The sequence below is a fragment of the Achromobacter sp. 46006 genome (assembly GCF_059761975.1).
This window is the reverse complement of the sequence record NZ_JCBANN010000041.1, coordinates 1-23,986: the sequence shown is the minus strand read 5'-3', so window position 1 is coordinate 23,986 and position 23,986 is coordinate 1. Positions and strand designations below refer to the sequence as shown.

At 66.4% G+C, this 23,986-nt stretch carries 21 protein-coding genes; 19 read left to right on the top strand and 2 right to left on the bottom strand.

The annotated features are described in order from the left end of the window. The first annotated feature begins 65 nt into the window (after window positions 1-65). The 8 genes from odhB to AC6LKG_RS18370 all read left to right on the top strand — a co-directional run bounded on the left by odhB (window position 66) and on the right by AC6LKG_RS18370 (window position 8,576). Window positions 66-1,289, top strand: coding sequence for a 2-oxoglutarate dehydrogenase complex dihydrolipoyllysine-residue succinyltransferase (gene odhB / locus AC6LKG_RS18405; protein ID WP_498166611.1), 1,224 nt, complete (start codon window positions 66-68; stop codon window positions 1,287-1,289). Between the two features lie 120 nt (window positions 1,290-1,409). Next, on the top strand, window positions 1,410-2,837 hold the full coding sequence (gene lpdA / locus AC6LKG_RS18400; protein WP_498166608.1) for a dihydrolipoyl dehydrogenase: 1,428 nt from the start codon (window positions 1,410-1,412) through the stop codon (window positions 2,835-2,837). A gap of 76 nt (window positions 2,838-2,913) precedes the next feature. Continuing rightward, window positions 2,914-4,005: a cell division protein ZapE gene (gene zapE / locus AC6LKG_RS18395; protein WP_498166605.1), complete on the top strand. Its 1,092-nt coding sequence runs from the start codon at window positions 2,914-2,916 to the stop codon at window positions 4,003-4,005. Between the two features lie 200 nt (window positions 4,006-4,205). Next, window positions 4,206-4,838 (top strand): DUF4198 domain-containing protein, encoded by a 633-nt coding sequence (locus AC6LKG_RS18390; protein WP_498166602.1) that lies wholly within the window; start codon window positions 4,206-4,208, stop codon window positions 4,836-4,838. A gap of 23 nt (window positions 4,839-4,861) precedes the next feature. Then, window positions 4,862-5,143, top strand: coding sequence for a DUF3649 domain-containing protein (locus AC6LKG_RS18385; RefSeq protein ID WP_498166601.1), 282 nt, complete (start codon window positions 4,862-4,864; stop codon window positions 5,141-5,143). After that, entirely contained in the window at window positions 5,140-6,747 is a 1,608-nt protein-coding gene (locus AC6LKG_RS18380) for a PepSY-associated TM helix domain-containing protein (RefSeq protein WP_498166599.1), read from the top strand. The genes AC6LKG_RS18385 and AC6LKG_RS18380 overlap by 4 nt, the downstream gene beginning before the upstream one ends. Window positions 6,748-6,753: 6 nt before the next feature. After that, on the top strand, window positions 6,754-7,077 hold the full coding sequence (locus AC6LKG_RS18375; RefSeq protein ID WP_498166596.1) for a DUF3325 domain-containing protein: 324 nt from the start codon (window positions 6,754-6,756) through the stop codon (window positions 7,075-7,077). Window positions 7,078-7,223: 146 nt separating this feature from the next. Continuing rightward, on the top strand, window positions 7,224-8,576 hold the full coding sequence (locus AC6LKG_RS18370; RefSeq protein ID WP_498166594.1) for a tryptophan--tRNA ligase: 1,353 nt from the start codon (window positions 7,224-7,226) through the stop codon (window positions 8,574-8,576). 178 nt (window positions 8,577-8,754) lie between these two features. On the opposite strand, the gene tex is transcribed toward AC6LKG_RS18370, so the two are convergent. After that, window positions 8,755-11,121, bottom strand: coding sequence for an RNA-binding transcriptional accessory protein Tex (gene tex, locus AC6LKG_RS18365; RefSeq protein WP_498166592.1), 2,367 nt, complete (start codon window positions 11,119-11,121; stop codon window positions 8,755-8,757). Between the two features lie 229 nt (window positions 11,122-11,350). Between tex and yoaA the strand changes: the two genes are divergently transcribed. Continuing rightward, the gene (yoaA, locus tag AC6LKG_RS18360) at window positions 11,351-13,432 is read left to right on the top strand and encodes a DNA repair helicase YoaA (RefSeq protein WP_498166589.1); all 2,082 of its coding nucleotides are present in this window, start codon (window positions 11,351-11,353) and stop codon (window positions 13,430-13,432) included. Between the two features lie 114 nt (window positions 13,433-13,546). Here yoaA and AC6LKG_RS18355 read toward each other — a convergent pair whose 3' ends face one another. Continuing rightward, window positions 13,547-14,335 (bottom strand): outer membrane protein assembly factor BamD, encoded by a 789-nt coding sequence (locus tag AC6LKG_RS18355; RefSeq protein ID WP_498166586.1) that lies wholly within the window; start codon window positions 14,333-14,335, stop codon window positions 13,547-13,549. A 107-nt stretch (window positions 14,336-14,442) separates the two neighbouring features. Here AC6LKG_RS18355 and AC6LKG_RS18350 point away from each other — a divergent pair, with 107 nt between their 5' ends. From AC6LKG_RS18350 to AC6LKG_RS18305, 10 genes are all read left to right on the top strand, one after another. Then, the gene (locus tag AC6LKG_RS18350; protein ID WP_498166583.1) at window positions 14,443-15,465 is read left to right on the top strand and encodes an RluA family pseudouridine synthase; all 1,023 of its coding nucleotides are present in this window, start codon (window positions 14,443-14,445) and stop codon (window positions 15,463-15,465) included. Then, window positions 15,453-16,217 carry a peptidoglycan editing factor PgeF gene (pgeF, locus tag AC6LKG_RS18345; RefSeq protein ID WP_498166581.1) on the top strand — a complete coding sequence of 255 codons (765 nt, stop codon included), beginning with the start codon at window positions 15,453-15,455 and terminating at the stop codon, window positions 16,215-16,217. The genes AC6LKG_RS18350 and pgeF overlap by 13 nt, the downstream gene beginning before the upstream one ends. A 112-nt stretch (window positions 16,218-16,329) precedes the next feature. Continuing rightward, window positions 16,330-17,967 (top strand): class I poly(R)-hydroxyalkanoic acid synthase, encoded by a 1,638-nt coding sequence (phaC, locus tag AC6LKG_RS18340; protein ID WP_498166578.1) that lies wholly within the window; start codon window positions 16,330-16,332, stop codon window positions 17,965-17,967. Between the two features lie 75 nt (window positions 17,968-18,042). Continuing rightward, window positions 18,043-18,780 (top strand): 3-ketoacyl-ACP reductase, encoded by a 738-nt coding sequence (locus AC6LKG_RS18335; RefSeq protein WP_498166575.1) that lies wholly within the window; start codon window positions 18,043-18,045, stop codon window positions 18,778-18,780. 117 nt (window positions 18,781-18,897) lie between these two features. After that, a complete protein-coding gene (gene phaR, locus AC6LKG_RS18330; RefSeq protein ID WP_498166573.1) occupies window positions 18,898-19,467 on the top strand; it encodes a polyhydroxyalkanoate synthesis repressor PhaR in 570 nt (189 codons plus the stop codon). 212 nt (window positions 19,468-19,679) lie between these two features. Next, a complete protein-coding gene (locus tag AC6LKG_RS18325) occupies window positions 19,680-20,216 on the top strand; it encodes an iron transporter (protein ID WP_498166570.1) in 537 nt (178 codons plus the stop codon). 11 nt (window positions 20,217-20,227) lie between these two features. Continuing rightward, window positions 20,228-20,563 carry a cupredoxin domain-containing protein gene (locus AC6LKG_RS18320; RefSeq protein WP_498166642.1) on the top strand — a complete coding sequence of 112 codons (336 nt, stop codon included), beginning with the start codon at window positions 20,228-20,230 and terminating at the stop codon, window positions 20,561-20,563. Window positions 20,564-20,577: 14 nt separating this feature from the next. Continuing rightward, window positions 20,578-21,423 (top strand): FTR1 family iron permease, encoded by an 846-nt coding sequence (locus AC6LKG_RS18315; protein WP_498166567.1) that lies wholly within the window; start codon window positions 20,578-20,580, stop codon window positions 21,421-21,423. Window positions 21,424-21,485: 62 nt separating this feature from the next. Beyond that, window positions 21,486-22,883, top strand: coding sequence for a 4Fe-4S binding protein (locus AC6LKG_RS18310; protein WP_498166564.1), 1,398 nt, complete (start codon window positions 21,486-21,488; stop codon window positions 22,881-22,883). A 60-nt stretch (window positions 22,884-22,943) separates the two neighbouring features. After that, the gene (locus AC6LKG_RS18305) at window positions 22,944-23,816 is read left to right on the top strand and encodes a PhzF family phenazine biosynthesis protein (protein ID WP_498166561.1); all 873 of its coding nucleotides are present in this window, start codon (window positions 22,944-22,946) and stop codon (window positions 23,814-23,816) included. Window positions 23,817-23,986 lie beyond the last annotated feature (170 nt).

Below are 23,986 nucleotides of genomic sequence, written 5' to 3'. Positions count from 1 at the left end.
AAATCCGATTTCGAACTTTGCCCGCGCCGCGCGGTCCAGAACACACACTCTACGGAATAAACAAAATGGCTATCACCGACGTCGTCGTCCCCCAACTCTCCGAATCCGTTTCCGAAGCGACCCTGCTGACCTGGAAGAAGCAGCCCGGCGCTGCCGTCGAAGCGGACGAAATCCTGATCGAAGTCGAAACCGACAAGGTCGTGCTGGAAGTGCCGGCGCCCGCCTCGGGCGTGCTGGCTGAAATCGTCAAGGGCGATGGCAGCACCGTGACCTCGGGCGAAGTCCTGGCCCGTATCGACACCGCCGCCAAGGCCGCGGCCGCTCCGGCCACCGCTCCCGCCGCCGAAGCGCCCAAGGCCGCCGTGCAAGCCGCCGCCGCTCCCGCCGCGCCGGCCTCGACCGCCGCCGCTGGCGTGGCCTCGCCCGCCGCCGCCAAGATCCTCGCCGAAAAGGGCGTGGACGCCGCCAATGTCGCCGGCACCGGCCGTGACGGCCGCGTCACCAAGGGCGACGCCCTGAACGCCAGCGCCGCCGCGCCGGCCAAGGCCCCCGCCGCCGCCCCGGCCCCGACCACGCTGTCGCTGGACGGCCGTCCGGAACAGCGCGTGCCGATGAGCCGCCTGCGCGCCCGTATCGCCGAGCGCCTGCTGCAATCGCAACAGGAAAACGCGATCCTGACCACGTTCAACGAAGTGAACATGCAAGCGGTCATCGATCTGCGCAACAAGTACAAGGACAAGTTCGAGAAGGAACACGGCATCAAGCTGGGCTTCATGTCGTTCTTCGTCAAGGCCGCCGTTGCCGCGCTCAAGAAGTTCCCGCTGATCAACGCCTCGATCGACGGCAAGGACATCATCTACCACGGCTACTTCGACATCGGTATCGCTGTCGGCAGCCCGCGTGGCCTGGTGGTGCCGATCCTGCGCAACGCCGACCAGCTGTCCATCGCTGAAATCGAAAAGACCATCGCCGACTTCGGCCGCCGCGCCGCCGACGGCAAGCTGGGCATCGAAGAGATGACCGGCGGCACGTTCTCGATCTCCAACGGTGGCGTGTTCGGCTCGATGCTGTCGACCCCGATCATCAACCCGCCGCAATCGGCCATCCTGGGCGTGCACGCCACCAAGGAACGCGCCGTGGTGGAAAACGGCCAGATCGTCATCCGTCCGATGAACTACCTGGCCCTGTCCTATGACCACCGCATCATCGACGGCCGCGAAGCCGTGCTGGGCCTGGTCGCCATGAAGGACGCCCTGGAAGATCCGCAGCGCCTGTTGCTGGACCTGTAATCTCGGCGCCCTGAGCCCGGCGCCCGCGCGACCTGCGTGTCGGCGGCGCCCGGCCGGCCCGGTAGGCCGGCCTGCGCGGGCCGGGGCGAGTTTCACTCCCTCCTCATTCGCGAGAACACTATGTCCAAACAATTCGACGTCGTCGTCATCGGCGCGGGCCCCGGCGGCTACATCGCCGCCATCCGCGCCGCGCAGCTCGGCATGTCGGTGGCCTGCATCGACGCCTGGCAGAATGGCCAGGGCGGCCCGGCCCCCGGCGGCACCTGCACCAACGTCGGTTGCATCCCGTCCAAGGCGCTGCTGCAATCGTCCGAACACTTCGAGCAGGCCAACCACCACTTCGCCGAGCACGGCATCGAAGTCAAGGGCGTCAGCCTGAAGCTCGACACGCTGATCGGCCGCAAGAACACGGTGGTCAAGCAGAACAACGACGGCATCCTGTACCTGTTCAAGAAGAACAAGGTCACCTTCTTCCATGGCAAGGGCGCGTTCGCCGGCCAGGTCGAGGGCGGCTGGGCCATCAAGGTCACCGGCACCGCCGAGGAAGACCTGGTTGCCAAGCACGTGGTGGTCGCCACCGGTTCGTCGGCGCGCGAGCTGCCCGGCCTGCCGTTCGATGAAAAGGTCGTGCTGTCCAACGACGGCGCCCTGAACATCGGCGCCGTGCCGAAGACGCTGGGCGTGATCGGCGCCGGCGTGATCGGCCTGGAAATGGGCAGCGTGTGGCGCCGCCTGGGCGCTGACGTCACCATCCTGGAAGCGATGCCGGAGTTCCTGGCCGCCGCCGACCAGCAAGTGGCCAAGGAAGCCCTCAAGGCCTTCACCAAGCAAGGCCTGAACATCCAGATGGGTGTCAAGATCGGCGAGATCAAGGCGACCGCCAAGTCGGTGACCGTGCCCTACGTCGACGCCAAGGGCGCCGAGCAGAAGCTGGTGGTGGACAAGCTGATCGTCTCGATCGGCCGCGTGCCCTACACCGGCGGCCTGAACGCCGACGCCGTGGGCCTGAAGCTCGACGAGCGCGGCTTCATCGCCGTGGACGGCGACTGCAAGACCAACCTGCCCAACGTCTGGGCGGTGGGCGACGTGGTGCGCGGCCCGATGCTGGCGCACAAGGCCGAGGAAGAGGGCGTGGCGGTTGCCGAGCGCATCGCCGGCCAGCACGGCCACGTCAACTTCGACACCGTGCCGTGGGTGATCTACACCTCGCCGGAAATCGCATGGGTCGGCAAGACCGAGCAGCAGCTCAAGGCCGAAGGCCGCGAGTACAAGGCCGGCAGCTTCCCCTTCCTGGCCAACGGCCGCGCCCGCGCGCTGGGTGACACCACCGGCTTCGCCAAGGTGATCGCCGATGCCAAGACCGACGAAGTCCTGGGCGTGCACATCGTGGGCCCGATGGCCTCGGAACTGATCTCGGAAGCCGTGACCATCATGGAATTCCGCGGCGCCGCCGAAGACATCGCGCGCATCTGCCACGCGCACCCGACGCTGTCGGAGGCCGTGAAGGAAGCCGCGCTGGCCGTCGACAAGCGCGCCCTGAACTTCTGATCCGCCACGCAGCGGTTCTGCCAAAGGGGGCGGGTTCTCGGACCCGCCCTTTTTTTCATTTGTCTGTGTCCTCTCCATGAACGTCCGCGAATACTACGAACACGCCCTGGCCGAGCGCGGCTACAAGCCCGATGAAGCCCAGAAGCAGGCGATCGACCGGCTGCAGCGCTATTACGACGAGTGGGTCAAGTTCAAGGCGATGCGCTCGAACGCCCTCAAGAAGCTGCTGAACCGTCCCGACGTGCCGCGCGGCGTGTACCTGTGGGGCGGAGTGGGGCGTGGCAAGAGCTTTCTGATGGACGCTTTCTATGCCACCGTGCCGGTGGTGCGCAAGACGCGCCTGCACTTCCATGAATTCATGCGCGGCGTGCATCGCGAGCTGGAGGAAGTGAAGGGCATGCAGGACCCGCTGGACGAAGTGGCCAAGCGCGTCGCCAAGCGCTACCGCCTGATCTGCTTCGACGAGTTCCACGTGTCGGACGTGGCGGACGCGATGATCCTGCACCGCCTGTTGTTCAAGCTGTTCGAGTACGGCACGTCGTTCGTGATGACTTCCAACTACGAGCCGTCCACGCTGTATCCCGACGGCCTGCACCGCGACCGCGTATTGCCGGCGATCCAACTGATCCAGGCGCGCATGGACGTGATGAATGTGGATGCCGGCATTGACTACCGCCGCCGGTCGCTCGAGCAGGTGCAGTGCTATCACACGCCGCTTGGCGAACCGGCGCAAGAGGCGCTGCAGCAAGCTTTCGACACCTTGGCCGATACGCCGCCGCAGGAGCCGGTGTTGCACATCGAGCATCGCGAGATTCGTGCCCTGGCGCTGGCCGGCTCGGTGGTGTGGTTCGATTTCGCCACGCTCTGCGGCGGGCCGCGATCGCAGAATGACTACCTGGAGCTGGCCAACCGCTTCCATGCGGTGATCCTGTCCGGCGTGCCGCGCATGGGCCCCCGGCAGGCATCCGAGGCACGCCGCTTCACCTGGCTGATCGACGTGTTCTATGACCATCGCGTCAAGCTGATCATGTCGGCCGAGTGCGAACCGGAAGAGATCTATACCGAAGGCGCGCTGGCCAACGAGTTTCATCGCACGGTTTCGCGCATTCTGGAAATGCAGTCGCGCGAGTATCTGGAATCCGAACGCCGGTTGACGGTATCGCTGTAGCGTGACATCGGCGCGTCGATCGCGACGTGCCGCCTCCTGCCTGTTTCCGCGGTCACCGTGGACGATGCGCGCATCTGGCGCGGAGTATGCAATCGAAGCGTATTCTTTATCGTAGTGAGAATGGTTATAATTCATGACTGACCGATCAAAGGCCGCCGCGGGGCGGTACCGGATCGGCGCTCACAACAGGAAAATCGACAATGAAATTCGCAAGGACTTTGGCAGCGGTCGCGCTGCTGGGCAGCGCTGGCGCGGCGCAGGCGCACTTCGTCTGGCTCGAGCGGGCCGACCAGGGCCCGGCAAAGGCGTACTTCGGCGAATGGGCGGACGACTTGCGCGAAAAGCGCGACGGCCTGCTGGGCAAGGTCCTGAAGGCGCCGGTGGTGACCGGCGCCGACGGCAAGGCGCTCAAGGCGTCGGCCGAAGGCGCGGATTTCGTCGAGTTCGCCGCCAGCGGCAAGGGCGACGTGCGCCTGTCGCAGCCAATCCAGTTCAAGGACACGCTGATGCAGTACGGCGCCAAGGCGGGCCGCGAAGACACCCAGGGCAAGCTCGACCTGGAACTGGTGCCGGCCGCCGCGGGCAGCAACACCTTCGTGCTGCAGTTCAAGGGCAAGCCGCTCGCCAAGACCGAAGTCACCGTGTTCGGCCCGCCCAAGTGGGAAAAGCGTTTCCACAGCGATGAGAACGGCCGCATCGAGATCACCACGCCGTGGCCGGGCCAGTACGTGCTGGAAGCGGCCCATGTCGAGGACAAGGCCGGTGAGGCCGATGGCAAGGCCTACAGCAAGGTCCGCTACGTATCCACCCTGACTTTCAACGTGACCAAGTGAAAGCTCCCGCAGCCGGCGCAGGCATGATGCGCTACCGTCTGGCCGTGGCCTCCCGGGCCGCGGCCGCCATCCTGGGCGGCTACGGCCTGGCCTCGGCGGCCGCGGCCTGCCTGGCCGTCTGGCTGCCGATGCACCGGGCCGATGCCGTCGTCACGGCGCAGATGTCGGCCTTCGTCGTCTACACCTGTGGTGTCATCTGGGTATTTGCCACGCGCAATGCCTGGCGCGCCTGGGCCGGCATCCTGCTGCCGGCCGCGCTGCTCGGCGGTCTGTTCCTGCTTGGCCGCACGGTGGGGGGCGCATGAAATCCGCTACCGGAAAAGCGCAAGGCGAAGAGGGCCTGCGCCAATCCATGTCGTGGCTGCACACCTGGTCGGGCCTGATCTTCGGTTGGGCGCTGTTCGCGATGTTCCTGACCGGCACGCTGTCGTTCTTCCGTCCCGAAATCACGCGCTGGATGCAGCCGGAAATCCAGGCGCAGGCCGCACCCACGCTTGAATCTGTCGCGCTGGCGCAGCGCTACCTGACCGATCACGCGCCCGATGCCAAGCGCTGGTTCATCACGCCGCCCACCGAGCGCGAGCCGCTGATCCAACTGCTGTACCAGGTGCCGAAGCCCAAGCCGGGCGAGCGCGGCTTCGTGCGCGTCAAGCTCGATCCGCACAGTGGACAGGCCGTCCAGGGGCGCGAGACGCGCGGCGGCGACTTCTTCTACCGGTTCCATTTCGAGCTCGAGATGGCGTTCCCTTGGGGGCGCTGGCTCGCCAGCATCGCCGGCATGTTCATGCTGGTGGCGATCATCAGCGGCATCATCACGCACAAGAAGATCTTTGCCGATTTCTTCACGTTCCGTCCAAAAAAAGGCGGCCAGCGGGCCTGGATGGATGGCCACAATGCACTGTCGGTGCTGGGCCTGCCGTTCCACCTGATGATCACCTTCAGCGGCCTGGTGCTGTTCGCGAGCATGCTGATGCCGGCTGGCATCCTGGCGGCCTACGAAAACCCGCGCCAATACACCGATGACATGTTTCCGGGGTTCAAGGTCACGGCGCCGCGCAACCAGCCGGCGCCATTGATTGAGCTTGCGCCGCTGGTGGAGCAGGCGGAACAACGCTGGCATGGCCGGGTTGGCCGCATCACGGTCAATAACCCGGGCGATGCCGGCGCCACCGTCACCCTGACGCGGGATGCCGCGGATGGTGTGTCGTATGGCCGGCTCGCGCCCTATGCCCGATACGACGGGGTGACCGGCGCGTTCCTGGAAGGGCGGGACGAGCTGAGTCCGACCGTGCGCACCGCAGGCGTGATTGTCGGCCTGCACCTCGGGTTGTTCGCCGAACCGCTGTTGCGCTGGTTCTATTTCCTGGTCAGCCTGGCTGGGACCGGCATGGTCGGCTCCGGGCTGGTGCTCTGGATCGCCAAGCGGCGCCAGAAAGCCCGTGCCGGCGCGCGCGAGGCTTTCTCGCTGCGCCTGGTCGACGGGCTGAATGCCGGCACCATCGCCGGCCTGTTCATTGCCATCGCGGCGTTCTTCTGGGCCAACCGGCTGGTGCCGGCCGACTTGCCCGGCCGGCCCCTGTGGGAAGTGCGCGCGTTTTTCACCGCGTGGGGGCTGTCGCTGGCGTACGCATTCGCGTTCCCGAAGCGCAAGTGGCAGGACCTCTTGACGCTGGCCGCCGCTTCGCTGGCGTTGGTGCCCGTGGTCAACGCGCTCACGACTTCGCGCCACCTGGGGGTGTCGTTGCCTGCCGGCGACTGGGTCATGGCCGGTTTCGACCTGACCTGCCTGGCTGGCGCGCTGCTGCTGGGCTGGATGGCGCGCAAGGCCACCCGGGCACGCAAGGCCCCGGCCAAGCGCGCCGCCAGGGTGCCGTCGCCTTCCCCTTCCGAAGCCTATGGACCGAGGTGATACGCCATGACGCTTGCCGCCTTCTGCCTGGCCTATGCGGGATTCTCCGCGCTGTGCCTGGGCATGGATCGACACTACGAAGACCTGTTCGATCGCGCGTTGCCACGCCGCCATCGCCTGCCGTTGCGCGCCTTCGGCTGGCTGGCGCTGGCCTTGTCGCTGTGCGCCTCGGCCGCGGTCTGGGGCTGGAGCTACGGTACCGTCGAATGGATTGGCATCCTCAGCATCGCCGGCCTCTTGCTGATCTGGTTCCTGACGTTCCGGCTACGCGCCGCGCTCACGGCTGGTGGGCTGTGCGCGGTGGCCGCGCCTTTGCTGGCGGTGCTGTGAACGCATCGTCTTCGGGGCGCTCGGCCTGACCGGCGGGGGCCGCCCCCCGGTCTCCGGGGTGGCCCGCCGCCAGCGCCCGCCATCCGGCCAACATGCGCGGCACGTTACACTGGGCGTTTCCCCAAGCAAACGCCTTTTCTTCGTCCATGAATACCCGCGTCCTCACTGGCATCACCACCTCCGGAACCCCCCACCTCGGCAACTACGCTGGCGCGATCCGCCCGGCCGTCCATGCCAGCACGCAACCGGGTGTCGACGCGTTTTTCTTCCTGGCCGACTACCATGCGCTGATCAAGTGCGATGATCCGGCCCGCGTGGCCCGCTCGCGGCTCGAAATCGCCGCCACCTGGCTGGCGGTGGGGCTGGACCCTGAACGCGTGACCTTCTACCGCCAGTCCGATATCCCCGAGATCCCCGAGCTTAGCTGGTTGCTGACCTGCGTCACGGCCAAGGGCCTGATGAACCGCGCGCACGCCTACAAGGCCTCGGTCGACCAGAATACGGCCAAGGGCGTGGATCCGGACGATGGCGTGACCATGGGCCTGTTTTCGTACCCGATCCTGATGGCCGCCGACATCGTCATGTTCAACGCCAACAAGGTGCCGGTCGGCCGCGACCAGATCCAGCACCTCGAAATGGCGCGCGACATCGCCCAGCGCTTCAACCACCTGTACGGCCGCGACTACTTCACGCTGCCCGAGGTGGCCATTGAAGAAGACGTGGCCACCTTGCCGGGCCTGGATGGCCGCAAGATGTCAAAGAGCTACAACAACACCATTCCGCTGTTCGAGGGCGGCGCCAAGGCGTTGCGCGCGGCGATCATGCGCATCGTCACCGACTCGCGCGAACCGGGCGAACCCAAGGACGCCGAAGGCTCGCACCTGTACACGATCTACCGCGCCTTTGCCACGCAAGAACAGGCCGCGGCGTTCCGCAAGCAGCTCGAGGAAGGCCTGGGCTGGGGCGAGGCCAAGCAGGCGCTCTACGATCACCTGGAGGGCCTGCTGGCGCCGATGCGTGAACGGTACTTCGACCTGATGGCCAACCCCGGCCGCATCGAGGATGTGCTGCAGGCCGGCGCCGCCAAGGCGCGCAAGCTGGCGGTGCCGATGATGCGCGAGCTGCGCGAGGCGGTGGGCCTGCGCAACCTGAATGCGCAGGCGCCGGGCAAGCAGGCGCAGGCCAAGAAGGAAAAGGGCAAGGGCGCGCGCTTTGTCAGCTTCCGCGACGAAGACGGCGGCTTCCGCTTCCGCCTGTTGGCCGCCGACGGCGAGGAACTGCTGTTGTCGCAGCGCTTTGCCGACCCGAAGGAGGCCGGCGCGCTGATGCGCCGCCTGCAATCCGAAGCGCCCAAGGCGCTGCTGCAAGCCACCGCGCAAGGCGTGGCGGCGGTGCTGGACGGCGTGGCCGTGGCCACGGCGCCGGCCGGCGCCCAGGGAGACGCGCAGGCGCAACTGGCCAAGGCGAGCGAGGCGCTGGCCTCGATGTCGCAGGAGTAAGGCGACGTGGGCGGCGCGAGTGCGCCGCCTATCTCACCCGGCTGGCGGGATCGCAAGTGCGGTGAGGCATTGCGCGAAAGTCCCCGCTTGAATGACACCCGGCGCCAGGGCGCCGGGTGTGGGACTTCCTGAAGTTGTGCCAGGCCGATTCCCGGCAGGGAAGCGGCCCGACAGCGGATCAGCGCTTGAGCTTGGCGAACGCGTCGGCCATGGCGCTGTTCATGGCGCCGGCGCCGCGGCCGCTGTCGCCCTGCGGACGCCGGCCCGGGCGATCGCCGCCCTTGGGGGCGTCGGCGCCGCGCCGCGCGGGCGCGGCGGTGTCGTTCATGCGCATGGTCAGGGCCACGCGTTTGCGCGCCACGTCCACTTCCAGCACTTTCACGTTGACGGTCTGGCCCACGCGCACGACGTCGCGCGGATCCTTCACGAACTTCTCGGCCAGCGCCGAGATGTGGACCAGGCCGTCCTGGTGCACGCCGATGTCCACGAACGCACCGAAGTTGGCGACGTTGGTCACCACGCCTTCGAGCACCATGCCGGGGTAAAGGTCGTTGAGCGTCTCGACGCCTTCCTTGAACTGTGCGGTCTTGAACTCGGGACGCGGATCGCGGCCCGGCTTTTCCAGTTCGGCGAAGATGTCGCGCACCGTCGGCAGGCCGAAGCGTTCATCGGTGAAATCCGACGGCGACACGCCCTTGAGCGCATCACGCTGGCCGATGATCTGCTTCACTTCGGCCTTGATCCGGGCGACGATGCGCTCGACCACCGGATAGGCTTCCGGGTGCACCGACGAGGCGTCCAGCGGGTTGTCGCCGTTGGGAATGCGCAGAAAGCCCGCGGCCTGTTCGAAGGCCTTTTCGCCGAAGCGCGGCACCTTGCGCAGTTGCTCGCGGGTGGGGAAGGCGCCGTTTTCGTCGCGCCACGCGACGATGTTCTTGGCCAGCAGGGAGTTCAGGCCCGACACCCGCGCCAGCAGCGCGGCAGAGGCGGTGTTGACGTCGACGCCGACCGCGTTCACGCAGTCCTCGACCACCGCATCCAGCGAACGCGCCAGCTCTCGCTGGTTGACGTCGTGTTGATATTGGCCGACGCCGATGGCCTTGGGATCGATCTTGACCAGTTCGGCCAGCGGATCCTGCAAGCGGCGCGCGATCGACACGGCGCCGCGCAGCGTCACGTCGAGGTCGGGGAATTCCTGCGCGGCGGTCTCGGAGGCCGAGTACACCGACGCGCCGGCCTCGGACACGACCACGCGCGTCACCTTCAGGTCGGGGAAGCGTTCCTGCATGTCGCCCACCAGCTTCTCGCTTTCGCGCGAAGCGGTGCCGTTGCCGATGGCGATCAGGTCGACCTTGTGGCGCGCGACCAGCGCGGCCAGGGTGTTGATGGTGCCTTCACGGTCGCGGCGCGGTTCGAACGGATAGACGGTGGTGGTGTCCACGACCTTGCCGGTGCGATCGATCACCGCGACCTTGCAGCCGGTGCGGATGCCGGGGTCCAGGCCCAGCACTGCCTTGGGGCCGGCCGGCGCGGCCAGCAGCAGATCTTTCAGGTTGGCGGCGAACACGCGGATGGCCTCGGCCTCGGCAGTTTCCCGCAGGCGGCCGATCAGTTCGCTTTCGAACGCCGTCACCAGCTTGACGCGCCAAGTCCAGCGGCATACCTCGCCGAGCCAGCGCGAACGCGGCGAGGCATCGAGCGCGAACAGGTCCTTGCCCAGCTTCAGGAAGCTGGCCACGCGCGCTACGCAGGGGTGCGGCAGTTGTGCTTCGAGTTCGCTTTCCAGGCCCAGGCGGATGTCCAGCACGCCTTGCTGGCGGCCGCGCAACAGCGCCAGGATGCGATGAGATGGCAGCGTGCGCAGCGGCTCGTTGAAGTCGAACCAATCGCGGAAGTTGGCGCCTTCGGTTTCCTTGCCCTCGACCATCTTGGAATACAGATAGCCGGTGGACCAGAGATGTTCGCGCATGTCGGCCAGCAGGTCGGCATTTTCGGCGTAGCGTTCCGCCAGGATGTCGCGCGCGCCGTCCAGTGCCGCCTTGGCGTCGTTGATCGAGGCTTCGGGATTCAGGTACTGCGCGGCCAGCGCGGCCGGATCGCAGGCCGGGTCGGCCAGGATGGCGTCGGCCAGCGGTTCGAGGCCGGCCTCGCGGGCGATCTGGGCGCGAGTGCGGCGCTTGGGCTTGTAGGGCGCGTACAAGTCCTCCAGGCGCTGCTTGGTATCGGCGCTGGCGATTTCCTGCTGCAGTTCGGGCGTCAGCTTGCCTTGCTGCGAGATCGATTCGAGGATCGCGCCGCGGCGCTCTTCGAGTTCGCGCAGGTAGCCCAGGCGCACTTCCAGGTTGCGCAGGACAGTATCGTCCAGGCCGCCGGTGGCTTCCTTGCGGTAGCGCGCGATGAACGGCACGGTGGCGCCGTCGTCCAGCAGTTCAACCGCGGCGGCGACCTGGGAGGCGCGGGCGCCAAGCTCGGTGGCGAGCTGGGCCACGATACGGGCATTGTCGACGCCGGCGGCGACGTTCGTGATAACGGAAGTTTCAGACATCTCGATACGACGGCAAAAAAGGAAAAACAAGGGGCGGATTGTGCCATAAGCCGTTGTTACAGAACGTGCCAGGCAGGACGGATCTGTCCCCACGGCATGCGCGATTTGCGACGCTACTGGCGGAAAAGGGCGGCGTCAGCGGGTATCATCTGGTCCTTTCCCACCCATTTCCGTGTCTGGCGTCCCGACCGTCCATCGGCATGGTCGCTGTCGACGCTAGGCTGTTTCAATGCTGGACCTGGACATCTCCGAATTCTTCGCCGAGGACGGCCCGCTCGCGTCGGCCCTGCCTGGTTACAAGCCGCGCCCGTCGCAGGTGGAGCTGGCCCGCGCCATCGGCCAGGCCATCCAGGACCGCGCCACGCTGGTGGCCGAGGCCGGCACCGGCATCGGCAAGACCTGGGCGTATCTTGTACCCGCGTTCATCCAGGGCGGCAAGGTGCTGATTTCCACCGGCACGCGCACCCTGCAGGACCAACTGTTCAGCCGCGACCTGCCGCGCGTGCGCGCGGCGCTGGCCGCGCCGGTCACGGCCGCGCTGCTCAAGGGGCGCGGCAACTACGTCTGCCATTACCACCTCGATCGCCTGCAGGGCGACGAGCGCGCGCTGAAGTCGCGCGCGGAAATCCAGCAGTTGCGCCAGATCCAGGTGTTTGCCGGCATTTCCAAGAGCGGCGATCGCAGCGATCTGGCACAGGTGCCGGAAGACGCCGATATCTGGCAGCGCGTCACCTCGACCCGCGAGAACTGCCTGGGCCAGGAGTGCCCGCGTATCCGCGACTGTTTCGTGGTCAAGGCGCGCCGCCAGGCCCAGGAGGCTGACGTGGTGGTGGTGAACCATGCGCTGTTCATGGCCGACCTGGTGCTGCGCGAAGAGGGTGTCACCGACCTGCTGCCCGAGGCCGATACCGTCATCTTCGACGAGGCGCATCAACTGCCCGACACCGCCACCCGCTTCCTGGGCAGCAGCGTGTCGACCCACCAACTGCTGGACTTCGGCCGCGCGCTGGAGGCCGCCGGGCTGGCCTATGCGCGCGAAGCGACCAAATGGAGCGATGTGGCGCGCCACGTGGAAACCGCCGCGCGCGAACTGCGCCTGGCCTGTGCGCCGCTGGACCGCCTGCCGGGGCGCAAGGCCACGTTCGAAGCCATTCCCAATGCCGAGGAATTCGACACCGCGCTGGCGCTGTTGCGCGAAGCGATCGACGTTGCCACCCATGCGCTCGGCTCGGTCGCCGAGCGCCACCCCGACCTGGTGGCCGCCGCGCGCAGCGGCGCCGAGATCGCCGTGCGCCTGAAGCGCTGGGCCACGCCCGGGCGCGGGGCGGGCGGTGTCGATGACGAAGGCTGGGGCCGCGACGATCAGGCGCCCGCGCCCGTTGCCGCGCTCGCGGACGGCCTGGCCACGCCGGCCGCCATTCTCGAAGGCGCGGCGGCGGCAGGCGAATGGACCGGCCCGGCGGTGCGCTGGGTCGAGCATGGTCAGCATCATGTGCGGCTGCATTCGGCGCCGCTGTCGGTGGCGCAGGCGTTTTCCAAGTACCGCAAGCCCGGCCAGGCCTGGATCATGACCTCGGCCACCTTGTCGGTGAATGGCGAGTTCGCCCACTTCACCAGCCAACTGGGCCTGGAGCGGGCGCGCACCGGCAAGTGGGAGTCGCCGTTCGACTACCCGCAGCAGGCGCTGCTGTTCGTGCCGCGCGGCATGCCCGAGCCGCAATCGCCGCAGTTCCTGGATCGTTTCGTGCAGACGCTGTTGCCGCTGCTGGAAGCCAGCCCGGGCGGTACCCTGGTGCTGTGCACCACGTTGCGCGCGGTCGACAAGGTGGCCAACCTGTTGGCCGATGCCTTCGACGATGCCGGCCACGACTGGCCGTTGCTCAAACAGGGCGAGGGAACGCGCCGCGACCTGCTGGACCGCTTCTGCAAGCTGACGCATCCCGTGCTGGTGGGCAGCGCCAGTTTCTGGGAGGGCATCGACCTGCCTGGCGACGTTTTGACGCTGGTGGCGATCGACAAGCTGCCGTTCGCGCCTCCCGACGATCCGGTGATCGAGGCACGCCTGCGGGCCTGCCGCGCCCAGGGCGGCAATCCATTCTCGGAATACCAGTTGCCCGAGGCCGCCATTTCGCTCAAGCAGGGCGCCGGCCGCCTGATCCGCACCGAATCCGACTGGGGCGTGCTGATGGTGGGCGATGCGCGTCTGGTCGAGAAGCCCTATGGCAAGCGCCTGTGGCGCGGACTGCCGCCGTTCGCGCGCACGCGCGAACTCGAGGAAGTGCTGGCGTTCTATCGTCGCAAGCAGGCGTAGCGCCAGCGGGGGCGGCGGCGTGGCCGGCCCGCCGCGCAAGGCGGTTCGCGCGCCGCCCGGACAAAAAAAACCCCTCGATCGCTCGAGGGGGCTTTCCCATGCAGAGGGCGCGGGTCAGTTGAACGGATTCCACCAGCTCTTGTCGGCCTTCAGGCCCTTGGTCTTGAACGCGCTGTTGGGGAAGTTCTTGTCGAGCACGCGTTCCGCGTCGTTCTTGAGTTCGGTCATGCCGAGCTTGTCGTAGGACTCCACCATCAGGTAGAGCGCTTCTTCGGTGGCAGGCGCGCCCTCGAAGTCGGTGATGACCGTCTGGGCGCGGTTGGCGGCGGCCACATAGGCGCCGCGTTCGAAGTAGTAGCGGGCCACGTAGACTTCGTTCATGGCGATGGTGTTGACCAGCCAGGCGACGCGCTTTTCGGCGTCGGGCGTGTACTTGCTGTCCGGGTAGCGCTTGATCAGCTCGTTGAAAGCGTCGTACGACGCGCGCAGGCCCTTGGGATCGCGCTCGGCGGGATCCTGGCCGGTGATGTTGCTCATGAAGGCGCTGGCCGGCGTGAAGTTGATCAGGCCCTTCAGGTACAGCGCGTAGTCGGTGCCAGGATGGTTGGGGTAGAGCTGCTGGAAGCGGTCGATCGCGGCCAGCGCCTGTTCGTTTTCGCCGTCCTTCCAGTTGACGTACGCCAGTTCCAGCAGGGCTTGCTGTGCATACACGCCGAAGGGGTAGCGGCTTTCGATGGCGGTCAGGCGCTCGCGGGCTTCCTTCCAGCCGCCCGAGGAGATTTCGGCCTTGGCGTCGGCGTAGAGCTGTTCGGCGCTCCAGTTGGTGGTCTTGTCGTACTTGCTGTTGGTCGAGCCGCAACCGGCGATGGCGATGACGGCAAATAGCGCGATAACCACGCGCAAGACCGACCCGCTTCGGGAGGCGGGGTTCAAGGGAGCTGCGGGGTGGTGAATCACGAGAATCGTATCCTTGGTGGTAGCATGGCAGGCTGATTATATGATTTGTCTCCATGTCTGCTACAGCCCTCAGCGCAGATCTCGTTTCCGACGATGAACTCCTGGACCTTCCCGGTGACTGCCCCGGCAACGACCCAGGCGAAAAATCGCGAGGCGAACCGCAACTTGTAACGGTGCCCGCGGGCACGCGGGCCGATCGGCTCGACAAGGTGCTGGCCGGGCTGTTGTCAGACCATTCCCGCAGCCGGCTGCAAGGCTGGATCGAGGCCGGCAATGTCCACGTGAACGGCGTTCCCGGCAAGGTGCGCCAGACGGTCGGCCCCGGTGACGAGATCGCCGTCTGGGCCCAGCCGGCGCCGGAAACCCTTGCATTCTCTCCGGAACCCATCGATTTTCCCGTGGTGGAAGAAAGCCCGGACTGGATCGTGGTCAACAAGCCCGCCGGCCTCGTGGTGCATCCGGGCGCCGGCAACTGGAGCGGCACGCTGCTCAATGGCCTGCTGCACCGCTATCCCGAACTGGCCCAGGTGGCTCGTGCCGGCATCGTTCATCGGCTGGACAAGGACACTTCCGGTCTGATGGTGGTCGCGCGCAACGAGATCGCGCAGACCCATCTGGTGCGCCAGTTGCAGGCGCGCAGCATGGGCCGCGAATACGTGGCCCTGGCGCATGGCTGGCTGGCCGCCGCCGGCAAGGTGGACCGCCCGATCGGCCGTGATCCGCGCGTGCCGGTGCGCATGAGCGTCGAGCGGCCGGTGGCGCCCAAGCCCGCCGTGACCCACTATGCGCCCGCGCGGCGTGGCGAGGTCGAGCCGGGCGGGCGCGTCAGCGAAGTAGTCTGTCGCCTGGAAACCGGCCGCACCCACCAGATCCGCGTGCACCTGGCCAGCCTCGGACATCCGCTGCTGGCGGACACGCTTTATGGCGGCAGGAACATCGCGGGCGCGCAGCGGCAGATGCTGCATGCCCGCGCCCTGCATTTCGACGATCCGGGCGGACGCGGCGAGGTCCAGTTCGCCGCGCCGGTGCCGGCCGACATGATCCAGGCCCAGGAAGCGATCGCATGGAACGCATGATCGAAGGTTTGCCCGTGGTGACCGGCCCCGCCTGGGCCGGCGTCAACTATTTCTGCACGACCCGGGCCGGTGGCGTGGGCGTGGCCCCGCACGACACCCTCAATCTTGGTCGCCGCGCCGGCGATGATCCCGACACCGTGGCCGAGAACCGCCGCCGCCTGTGCGCGGCGTTGCCGGCCGAACCCCTGTGGCTGCGTCAGGTGCATGGCAGCGAGGTGGTGGACGCCGACGCCGCCGACCTGCCGGACGAGCCTGCGCTGGACGCCAGTGTTACCGCCTGTCCCGGGCGCGTGCTGGCCGTGATGGTGGCCGACTGCCTGCCCGTGGTCATGGCCGATGTCGATGGCCGCGTGCTGGGCGCGGCCCATGCCGGCTGGCGCGGCCTGTCCGGCGGTGTGCTCGAGCACACCCTGGCGGCGATGCGCGCCAAGGCGCCGCAGGCCACGGCCTGGCGTGCGTGGGTCGGCCCAGGCATCGGGCCGGAAGCCTTCGAGGTCGGGCGCGATGTGCTGGATGCATTCATGGCCGACGATCCTGCCGCCGAGCGCTATTTCCGGCCGCGGCCCGGCGCGCCGGGCAAGTGGCTGGCCGACCTGGCCGGCCTGGCCGAATTCCGGCTGCGCCGCGCCGGCGTGCAGGACGTCAGCCTGAGCCGTCTTTGCACGGCGACGGACGCGGCCCGCTTCTTTTCATACCGCCGCGATGGTGAAACCGGCCGGATGGCATTGCTGGCCTGGCTGAACCCGGTTTGATCCAGAGCAAGGCGGTCGCATGTGCCTTGCGATCCTCATTGAATACCCGCATTGACAGCCCTTGACCCGGCATGCAACATCAATCGGGAAGTCTCGATAACAAGGTGTCGAAGTGAATGCCAATCTCTCCGCTTCAGGGCCCCTTCCGGTGAGCGTGGCTCCGGACGTCCTGGCCGATATCCAGGCTGAATTCTCGCGTGAATGGCAGCGGCTGTGCGACGACGCCCGCCGTGGGGTGCTGGCGCCGCCGGCTGATCGCCGTTTTGCCGGCGCGGCCTGGGCCGCCAATGGCCAGCATCTGTTGATGGCGCACACCTATCTGCTGTCGGCCCGCGCCATGTCGCGCATGGTCGACGCGGCCCAGGTCAGCGAACCGATGCGCGACCGCCTGCGTTTCTCGATCATGCAGTGGGTCGACGCGCTCTCGCCCTCGAACTTCCTGGCGCTCAATCCGGATGCCCAGCAATCCATCGTCGAAAGCGCCGGCCGCGCCCTGAACGAAGGCCTGGCCAACCTGCTTGGCGATGTCAAGAAAGGCCGCATCACCCAGACCGACGAAACCCAGTTCGAGATCGGCCGCAATGTGGCGACGACGCCTGGCGACGTGGTGTTCGAGAACACGCTGTTCCAATTGATCCAGTACAAGCCGGTGACCGCCACGGTGCACCAGGTGCCGCTGGTCATCGTGCCGCCGAACATCAACAAGTTCTACATCCTCGACCTGCAGCCCGAGAACTCGTTCGTGCGCCACGCGCTCGAACAGGGTTTCACCGTGTTCCTGATCTCCTGGCGCAATCCGCTGGCCAGCGATACCGACGGCGTCGACCGGGCCACCTGGTCTGATTATCTCGACGACGCGGTGCTGCAGGCCCTGCGCGTGGCCAGCGATATCTCCGGGCAGCCGCAGGTCAACGCCCTCGGCTTCTGCGTCGGCGGCACCATGCTGGCTTCGGCGCTGGCGCTGGCCGAGGCGCGCGGCCAGCATCCGGTGGCTGCGTTGACGCTGCTGACCTCGCTGCTCGACTTCCACGACACCGGCGTCCTCAGCGTCTTTGTCGACGAGGCCCACGCGCTGCTGCGCGATCATCAGTTGGGCAATGGCGGGCTGATGCCCGGGCGCGACCTGGCCACCACTTTCTCGTTCCTGCGGCCCAATGAGCTGGTCTGGAACTACGTGGTCGGCAACTACCTTAAAGGGCAGAAGCCGCCGGCCTTCGACCTGCTGTTCTGGAACGGCGACAGCACCAACCTGCCGGGCCCGTTCTTTTCCTGGTACTTCCGCAATACTTATCTCGAAAACAACCTCAAGGTGCCGGGCCGGGCGCAGGCTGCGGGCCTGCCGCTCGACCTGACACGGCTGTCGATGCCGGCGTATATTTTCGGTTCGCGCGAAGACCATATCGTGCCGTGGGTGTCGGCCTACGCTTCCACCCAGATATTGCGCGGACCGCAGCGCTTCGTGCTGGGGGCCTCGGGGCATATCGCCGGCGTGGTCAATCCGCCCGCCAAGAAGCGCCGCAGCTATTGGGTGGCGGACAATCTCGGCGCCTCCGGCCGGCCCTTGCCGGGGGATCCCAACGCCTGGCTGGCCCAGGCCCAGGAGAAGCCGGGCAGTTGGTGGCCGGATTGGGCGGCCTGGCTCGCGGGGCATTCCGGCAAGCAGGTCAAGGCACGTGCAAAATCAGGCAATACCAGGTATCGGCCGATAGAGCCGGCGCCTGGCAGGTATGTGAAGGTCAGGGCCGCCTGAAACCGCAAAGGCGGTGGGCCCAGGCCAAGAAGAAGTCAATCAACGAGGCGTCCGTCGCACACAGGAGGAAGTCCAATGAGCGGAAAACTGGCTTACGTTACAGGCGGGATGGGCGGGATCGGCACCTCTATTTGCCAACGCCTGGCCAAGGAAGGCTTTCGCGTCGTGGCAGGTTGCGGCCCCAGCCGCAATTACCAGCAATGGCTGGATGAACAGGCCGCGCAGGGATACACGTTCCATGCGTCGGTAGGCAATGTGTCGGATTGGGATTCCACCGTGGCGGCTTTCGAGCGCATCAAGGCGGAACTCGGTCAGGTCGACGTGCTGGTCAACAACGCGGGCATCACCCGCGACGGGCTGTTCCGCAAAATGACCGCCGATGACTGGCGCGCGGTCATCGACACCAATCTCAACAGCCTGTTCAACGTCACCAAGCAGGTCATCGACGGCATGGTCGAGCGCCAATGGGGGCGCATCATCAACATCAGCTCGGTCAACGGGCAGAAAGGCCAGTTCGGCCAGACCAACTATTCCACGGCCAAGGCCGGCATCCATGGCTTCACCATGGCGCTGGCGCAGGAAGTCGCCAGCAAGGGCGTCACCGTCAACACCATTTCGCCCGGCTACATCGGCACCGACATGGTGCGGGCGATCCGTCCCGACGTGCTGGAGAAAATCGTCGCCACCATTCCGGTGCGGCGCCTGGGCACGCCGGAGGAGATCGCGTCGATCACGGCCTGGCTGGCTTCGGACGAATCCGGTTTTTCCACCGGCGCGGATTTCTCGCTCAACGGCGGCCTGCACATGGGCTGACGCATCGCGGGCCGCCCTGCGGGTGGCCTTTCCGCCGCGGCGCCTCGGGGAGATGGCGCCGCGGTATTACACTTCACCCTATCGAAGTCTTAGAGATCGCCCGATCCGGGGACAAACATGACGCAAGCACAAACCGGCGCCAGCCTGCGCCTGATTAAAAAGTACCCCAACCGTCGCCTGTACGACACCCGGACCAGCACCTACATCACCCTGGCGGATGTCAAGCAACTGGTCCTGGCCAACGAAGAATTCCAGGTCGTCGACGCCAAGAGCGCCGAAGACCTCACCCGCAGCATCCTGCTGCAGATCATTCTCGAGGAAGAGAGCGGCGGCATGCCCATGTTCTCGTCGAACATGCTGTCGCAGATCATCCGTTTCTACGGCCACGCCATGCAGGGCATCATGGGCTCCTATCTGGAAAAGAACATCCAGGCCTTCATGGAAATCCAGCAGCGCATGGCCGAACAGTCCAAGGGGCTGTATGGCAGCCAGTTCGGTCCCGAAGCCTGGGCCCAGTTCATGAACGTGCAGACGCCCATGCTGCAGAACATGATGAACAACTACATCGACCAGAGCAAAAACCTGTTCGTGCAGATGCAGGACCAGATGCAGGACCAGACCCGCGCCATGTTCTCGACCTTCCCGTTCACGCCTGGCGGTGCGCAGGGCGGCGGCCGCAAGTCCTGACAAGGGCGCGGCCCCGCCGCGCGGCAAACCTGGATCAGCCGGCGAGGCACTGCCCGCCGGCTTTTGTTTTGCTTGATGGGACGCAATCGTCCATCAATTTCAGACTGTTCCGATTCAGGGAGGTGTCAGATTTTTTCGTTACATTAATGCAAACGGTTCTTGTTTATGTTTATAGGAGCCGTCGTATCAATCGTGCTTCGAGGATGACCCACATGATGAAGAAAGCCTTGGCCCTGGCCATTGTCGCTTTGAGCGTATCCGCCGCTCAAGCGGCTGAATACCCCATCGGCAAACCGGTGGAAAAGGGCGGCATGGAAATCGGCGCGGTCTATCTGCAGCCCATCGAGATGGCCCCCCCGGGCATGATGCGCCCCGCCAAGGATTCCGACATCCACCTCGAAGCGGACATCCATGCCACCGCAGGCAACCCCACCGGCTTTCCCGAGGGCGAATGGATGCCCTACCTGGTCGTCAAGTACGAAATCCAGAAGGTCGGCAGCCAGAACGTGCAGAAGGGCACCTTCATGCCCATGGTTGCCAACGATGGCCCGCACTACGGCGAAAACGTCAAGCTCGAAGGCCCGGGCAAGTACAAGCTGAAGTACACCATCCTGCCGCCGACGGCCGACAAGATGAGCCACTTCGGCCGTCATATCGACAAGGAAACCGGGGTGGGCGACTGGTTCCAGCCGTTCGATCTGGAATATGAATTCGTCTACGCCGGCACCGGCAAGAAAGGCGGCTACTGATCGTGCGTGCCCTGCTTCGCGTCGTTGCGGCGTTGCTGATCGGCCTGGCCGGCGTGGCGCCGGCGCTGGCCGACGAACTGCCAACCTTCACGCTGCGGTTCAAGCCCGACGGTACGTTCGAACCCGCCACGCTGGAGGTGCCCGCCGGCCGCTTCAAGATCGAACTGATCAACGAGAGCAACGAGCCGGTGGAATTCGAGAGCATTCCGCTGCGCAAGGAGAAGGTGCTGGGCCCCGGCGTGAAGTCGTTCGTCGTCATCACCATCTCGCGGCCCGGCGAATATCCCTTCTTCGATGACTTTCACCAGGCGGTGAAGGGCACCCTGATCGTCAAGCCCAAGGAATAGGCAGGCCGCATTACATGGAACAGGTTCTTTTCATCGTCTGGCGCGAAAGCGTCGAAGCCATGCTGGTGGTGGGCATTCTGTACACCTGGCTGCGCTCGACGCCGGAAGGCAAACGCGGACTGAAATATCTGTGGGGCGGCGTCGCCGTCGGCCTGGCGCTGGCCGTGGCGCTGGCGCTGGTGCTGCTGGGCGTGTCGTCATGGCTCAGCGACGAAGGTCAGGAATGGTTCCAGGCGATCATGTCGCTGGCGGCATGCGCGTTGGTGGTGCAGATGGTCGTCTGGATGAAAAAGCATGGCCGCACCCTCAAGGGCGAGCTCGAGAGCGGGGCGCGCTCCTCGGTCGCCAGCGACAACTGGTGGGGGCTGCTCGCGCTGGTAGCCATCGCGGTGGCGCGCGAAGGCAGCGAAACCGTGGTGTTCCTGTATGGCACGGTAGCTGCGGGCGAAGGCGGCAGCGACATGCTGAAGCTGGCACTGGCCGGCGTGGCCGGGTTCGCAGTGGCGCTGCTGACCTTCTGGCTGCTGCAACTGGGCGGCAAGCTGATCACCTGGCGCCGCTTTTTCCGCGTCACGGAAATCCTGTTGCTGCTGCTGGCAGGTTCACTGCTGGTGGGGGGGCTGGATCACCTGATCTCGCTGGACGTGCTGCCGACCCTCGTCGATCCGGTCTGGGATAGTTCCTGGCTGCTGAGCGACAGTTCCGGCATTGGCAAGATCCTGGCGGATTTCGCCGGCTACCGTGCGCTGCCGGCCCTGACCTCGGTCCTGCTGTGGGTTGGGTATTGGGGCGTGGTGTGGGCGCTGCTGCGCTGGGTGGGTGGAAAGCCTGCCGCGGTGGTGGCACGCGCCGCGTCCTGATGGTGCGCCGCCAACCGTGAACACCGGCGCTTTTAGCGGACTGAATTAATGAAGGTTTGACCATGGCAGCTGCACTCGGGAGGGCAACCTCCCGTATCGCCGACTTTCTCCGAGACCATGCCCCTCTGTTGCGTAAGCTGCAGTGGGGCATTGTTGCGATATACGCTTTCCTCCTGATCGTGCCGGCCATCATGCCGCTGCCGGACAACTCGGCCTCGGTATTCAACAACCTGACCATCGTGGCGCAGTTCGCCTTCTGGGGCGTATGGTGGCCGTTCGTGCTGGTCTCCATGCCCATTCTGGGACGGGCGTGGTGTGGCTGGTTCTGTCCAGAGGGCATGCTTACCGAATGGGCCAGCGAGCGCGGCCAGGGGCATGCCATCCCCAAATGGATGCGTTGGGGGGGGTGGCCGTTCGTGGCCTTTGCGCTGACCACGGTCTACGGGCAGCTCGTCAGCGTGTACCAGTATCCCCTGGCGGTGCTGGCGGTGCTGGGCGGTTCGACCGTGGCGGCCATGATCGTCGGCTGGCGCTATGGCCGCAGCAAGCGGGTCTGGTGCAAGTACCTGTGCCCGGTGAACGGCGTGTTCAACCTGCTGGCCAAGCTGGCGCCATGGCATTTCAAAGTCGACGAGGAGAAGTGGCGCCATCCGGTCATTCGCATCGAGCCGATCAACTGTGCGCCGCTGGTGCCCTTGCGACACATGAAGGGCGCCGGCGACTGTCACGTGTGCGGCCGCTGCAGCGGCTATCGCGGCGCCATCGCGCTGACGCCGCGGTCTCCCGAAGAAGAGGTGGTCAACGTCACCGATGGCGAGCCCTGGCAGACCGTGCTGCTGTGCTTCGGCCTGATGGGCATCGCCATGGGGGCGTTTCTCTGGAGCGCCAGCCCCTGGTACGTGACGGCCAAGCAATGGGCGGCGACCTGGCTGGTCGAGCACGACATCATGTGGCCCTTGATGGACAACGCGCCGTGGTTCGTCCTGACGCATTATCCGGAAGTGAACGACAGCTTCTCGTGGCTGGATGGCGCGGGCATCCTGATGTTCGTGGTCGGCGCCACCGTGTGCGTGGGCGGCGCCACTTTCCTGTCCTTGTGGATCGCCGACCGGCTGGCGCCGGCGGCCCCGGTGGACGGGCAGCCCGCGGGCGGTTGGTTCCGTCCGGGCCTGCACAAGCTGGCCCAGGGGCTGATTCCTTCGGCCGGCATCGGCGTATTCCTGGGCCTGTCCGCCACCACCATCAACCTGCTCAAGCACGAAGGCGTGCGCGCCGCGTGGGCTACGCCGGTGCGTTTCACGTTGCTGACGCTGGCGGTGCTGTGGACCCTGCGCCTGTTCGCGCGCCTGTTGAACCAGCGTCCGGTCGGCATGGTCAGGAAGACCACGGCATGGCTGGTGCTGGCGGCCGGCCTGGTGCCTTTCTGTTGGTCCTGGGTGCTGTTCTTCGCCATCTGGTAGGCGCCCTGCGCTACATTGGGGGGCTTCGCCGCCGGTAGCGGCTCCCGGGTACGATCCTCCATGGCCACCTACGCATTCCGTCTCCTGAACGTCTTCGCCTCCAGCACCTTCACCGGCAATCCCCTCTGCGTATTCGAAGACGCGCGTGGCATGGACGATGCCACCATGCGCGAGCTGGCGGCGCAGTTCAATCTTTCCGAAACCACTTTCATCCTGCCGTCCGACGTGGCCGATGCGCGGGTGCGCATTTTCACGCCTGGCTTCGAGATGGGTTTCGCGGGCCATCCGACCATCGGCACGTCGCAGGTGGTGCGCGACTTGCTCAAGCGCGGCGATGCGTTGACGCTGGAATTCAAGGCCGGCGTCGTGCCGGTCACCGCGCAGGGTGACGCCTGGACTTTCACCGCGCCTTGCCCGAATGGCGTGCGCACGGCGGCGCCGGCGTTGCCGGCCGCTGATATTGCCGCACTGATGGGGCTGGACGTGGATGACTTGGCGGATGATCCCATCTGGGTGGATACGGGCGCGGACCAGCTACTGGTGCCGCTCAAGAACGTCGACGCGTTGCGGCGCGCGAATCCGGATGCCTCGCGGCTGGATCGCTGGCAGGCCAACAGCCTGGGGCGCAAGGTCTGCTATCTGTTCGCGTTCGACCCGGACCGCCGGCAGGACGGGCGCGATGTCGTGGTGACGCGTTATTTCTACGCCAAGCCCGGCGGCGGGGTGCAGGAAGATGCCGGGACCGGATCGGCCTGCGCCAACCTGGGCGGCTGGCTGAGGCATCGGCAGCGTGCGCTGCCCGCCAGTTTCCTGGTGGAGCAGGGCGACCAGATGGGCCGCCCTTGCCGGTTGCTGCTGGATGTGCAGGCCGATGGCCGCATCCAGGTGGGCGGCCGCGCGCTGGAGATCGGGCGCGGCACGGTGGACGTCTGAGTGTGCGCGCGGGTCCGGCATGACCGGGCTGTGCCTGTCACGCGGGCCGCGGCGCCGCTGGCGGCAAAGCGGTCCGGTGCGGGCTTCGGGCTGGCGCCATCCCGTGCCCAATGAATAACGGCGCTCGTGCGGGGGCACCTGTCTCTTATACCTAGCTTGAGCTGCCGACG

Bases quoted from the DNA above. Each gene is read 5' to 3' on its own strand.
- odhB (WP_498166611.1), top strand. From the start codon at position 66: ATGGCTATCACCGACGTCGTCGTCCCCCAACTCTCCGAATCCGTTTCC.
- zapE (WP_498166605.1), top strand. From the start codon at position 2,914: ATGAACGTCCGCGAATACTACGAACACGCCCTGGCCGAGCGCGGCTAC.
- tex (WP_498166592.1), bottom strand. From the start codon at position 11,121: ATGTCTGAAACTTCCGTTATCACGAACGTCGCCGCCGGCGTCGACAAT.
- AC6LKG_RS18380 (WP_498166599.1), top strand. From the start codon at position 5,140: ATGAAATCCGCTACCGGAAAAGCGCAAGGCGAAGAGGGCCTGCGCCAA.
- AC6LKG_RS18335 (WP_498166575.1), top strand. From the start codon at position 18,043: ATGAGCGGAAAACTGGCTTACGTTACAGGCGGGATGGGCGGGATCGGC.
- AC6LKG_RS18350 (WP_498166583.1), top strand. From the start codon at position 14,443: ATGTCTGCTACAGCCCTCAGCGCAGATCTCGTTTCCGACGATGAACTC.
- AC6LKG_RS18370 (WP_498166594.1), top strand. From the start codon at position 7,224: ATGAATACCCGCGTCCTCACTGGCATCACCACCTCCGGAACCCCCCAC.
- lpdA (WP_498166608.1), top strand. From the start codon at position 1,410: ATGTCCAAACAATTCGACGTCGTCGTCATCGGCGCGGGCCCCGGCGGC.
- AC6LKG_RS18310 (WP_498166564.1), top strand. From the start codon at position 21,486: ATGGCAGCTGCACTCGGGAGGGCAACCTCCCGTATCGCCGACTTTCTC.
- AC6LKG_RS18305 (WP_498166561.1), top strand. From the start codon at position 22,944: ATGGCCACCTACGCATTCCGTCTCCTGAACGTCTTCGCCTCCAGCACC.
- AC6LKG_RS18315 (WP_498166567.1), top strand. From the start codon at position 20,578: ATGGAACAGGTTCTTTTCATCGTCTGGCGCGAAAGCGTCGAAGCCATG.
- AC6LKG_RS18385 (WP_498166601.1), top strand. From the start codon at position 4,862: ATGATGCGCTACCGTCTGGCCGTGGCCTCCCGGGCCGCGGCCGCCATC.
- AC6LKG_RS18375 (WP_498166596.1), top strand. From the start codon at position 6,754: ATGACGCTTGCCGCCTTCTGCCTGGCCTATGCGGGATTCTCCGCGCTG.
- AC6LKG_RS18325 (WP_498166570.1), top strand. From the start codon at position 19,680: ATGATGAAGAAAGCCTTGGCCCTGGCCATTGTCGCTTTGAGCGTATCC.
- pgeF (WP_498166581.1), top strand. From the start codon at position 15,453: ATGGAACGCATGATCGAAGGTTTGCCCGTGGTGACCGGCCCCGCCTGG.
- AC6LKG_RS18390 (WP_498166602.1), top strand. From the start codon at position 4,206: ATGAAATTCGCAAGGACTTTGGCAGCGGTCGCGCTGCTGGGCAGCGCT.
- phaR (WP_498166573.1), top strand. From the start codon at position 18,898: ATGACGCAAGCACAAACCGGCGCCAGCCTGCGCCTGATTAAAAAGTAC.
- yoaA (WP_498166589.1), top strand. From the start codon at position 11,351: ATGCTGGACCTGGACATCTCCGAATTCTTCGCCGAGGACGGCCCGCTC.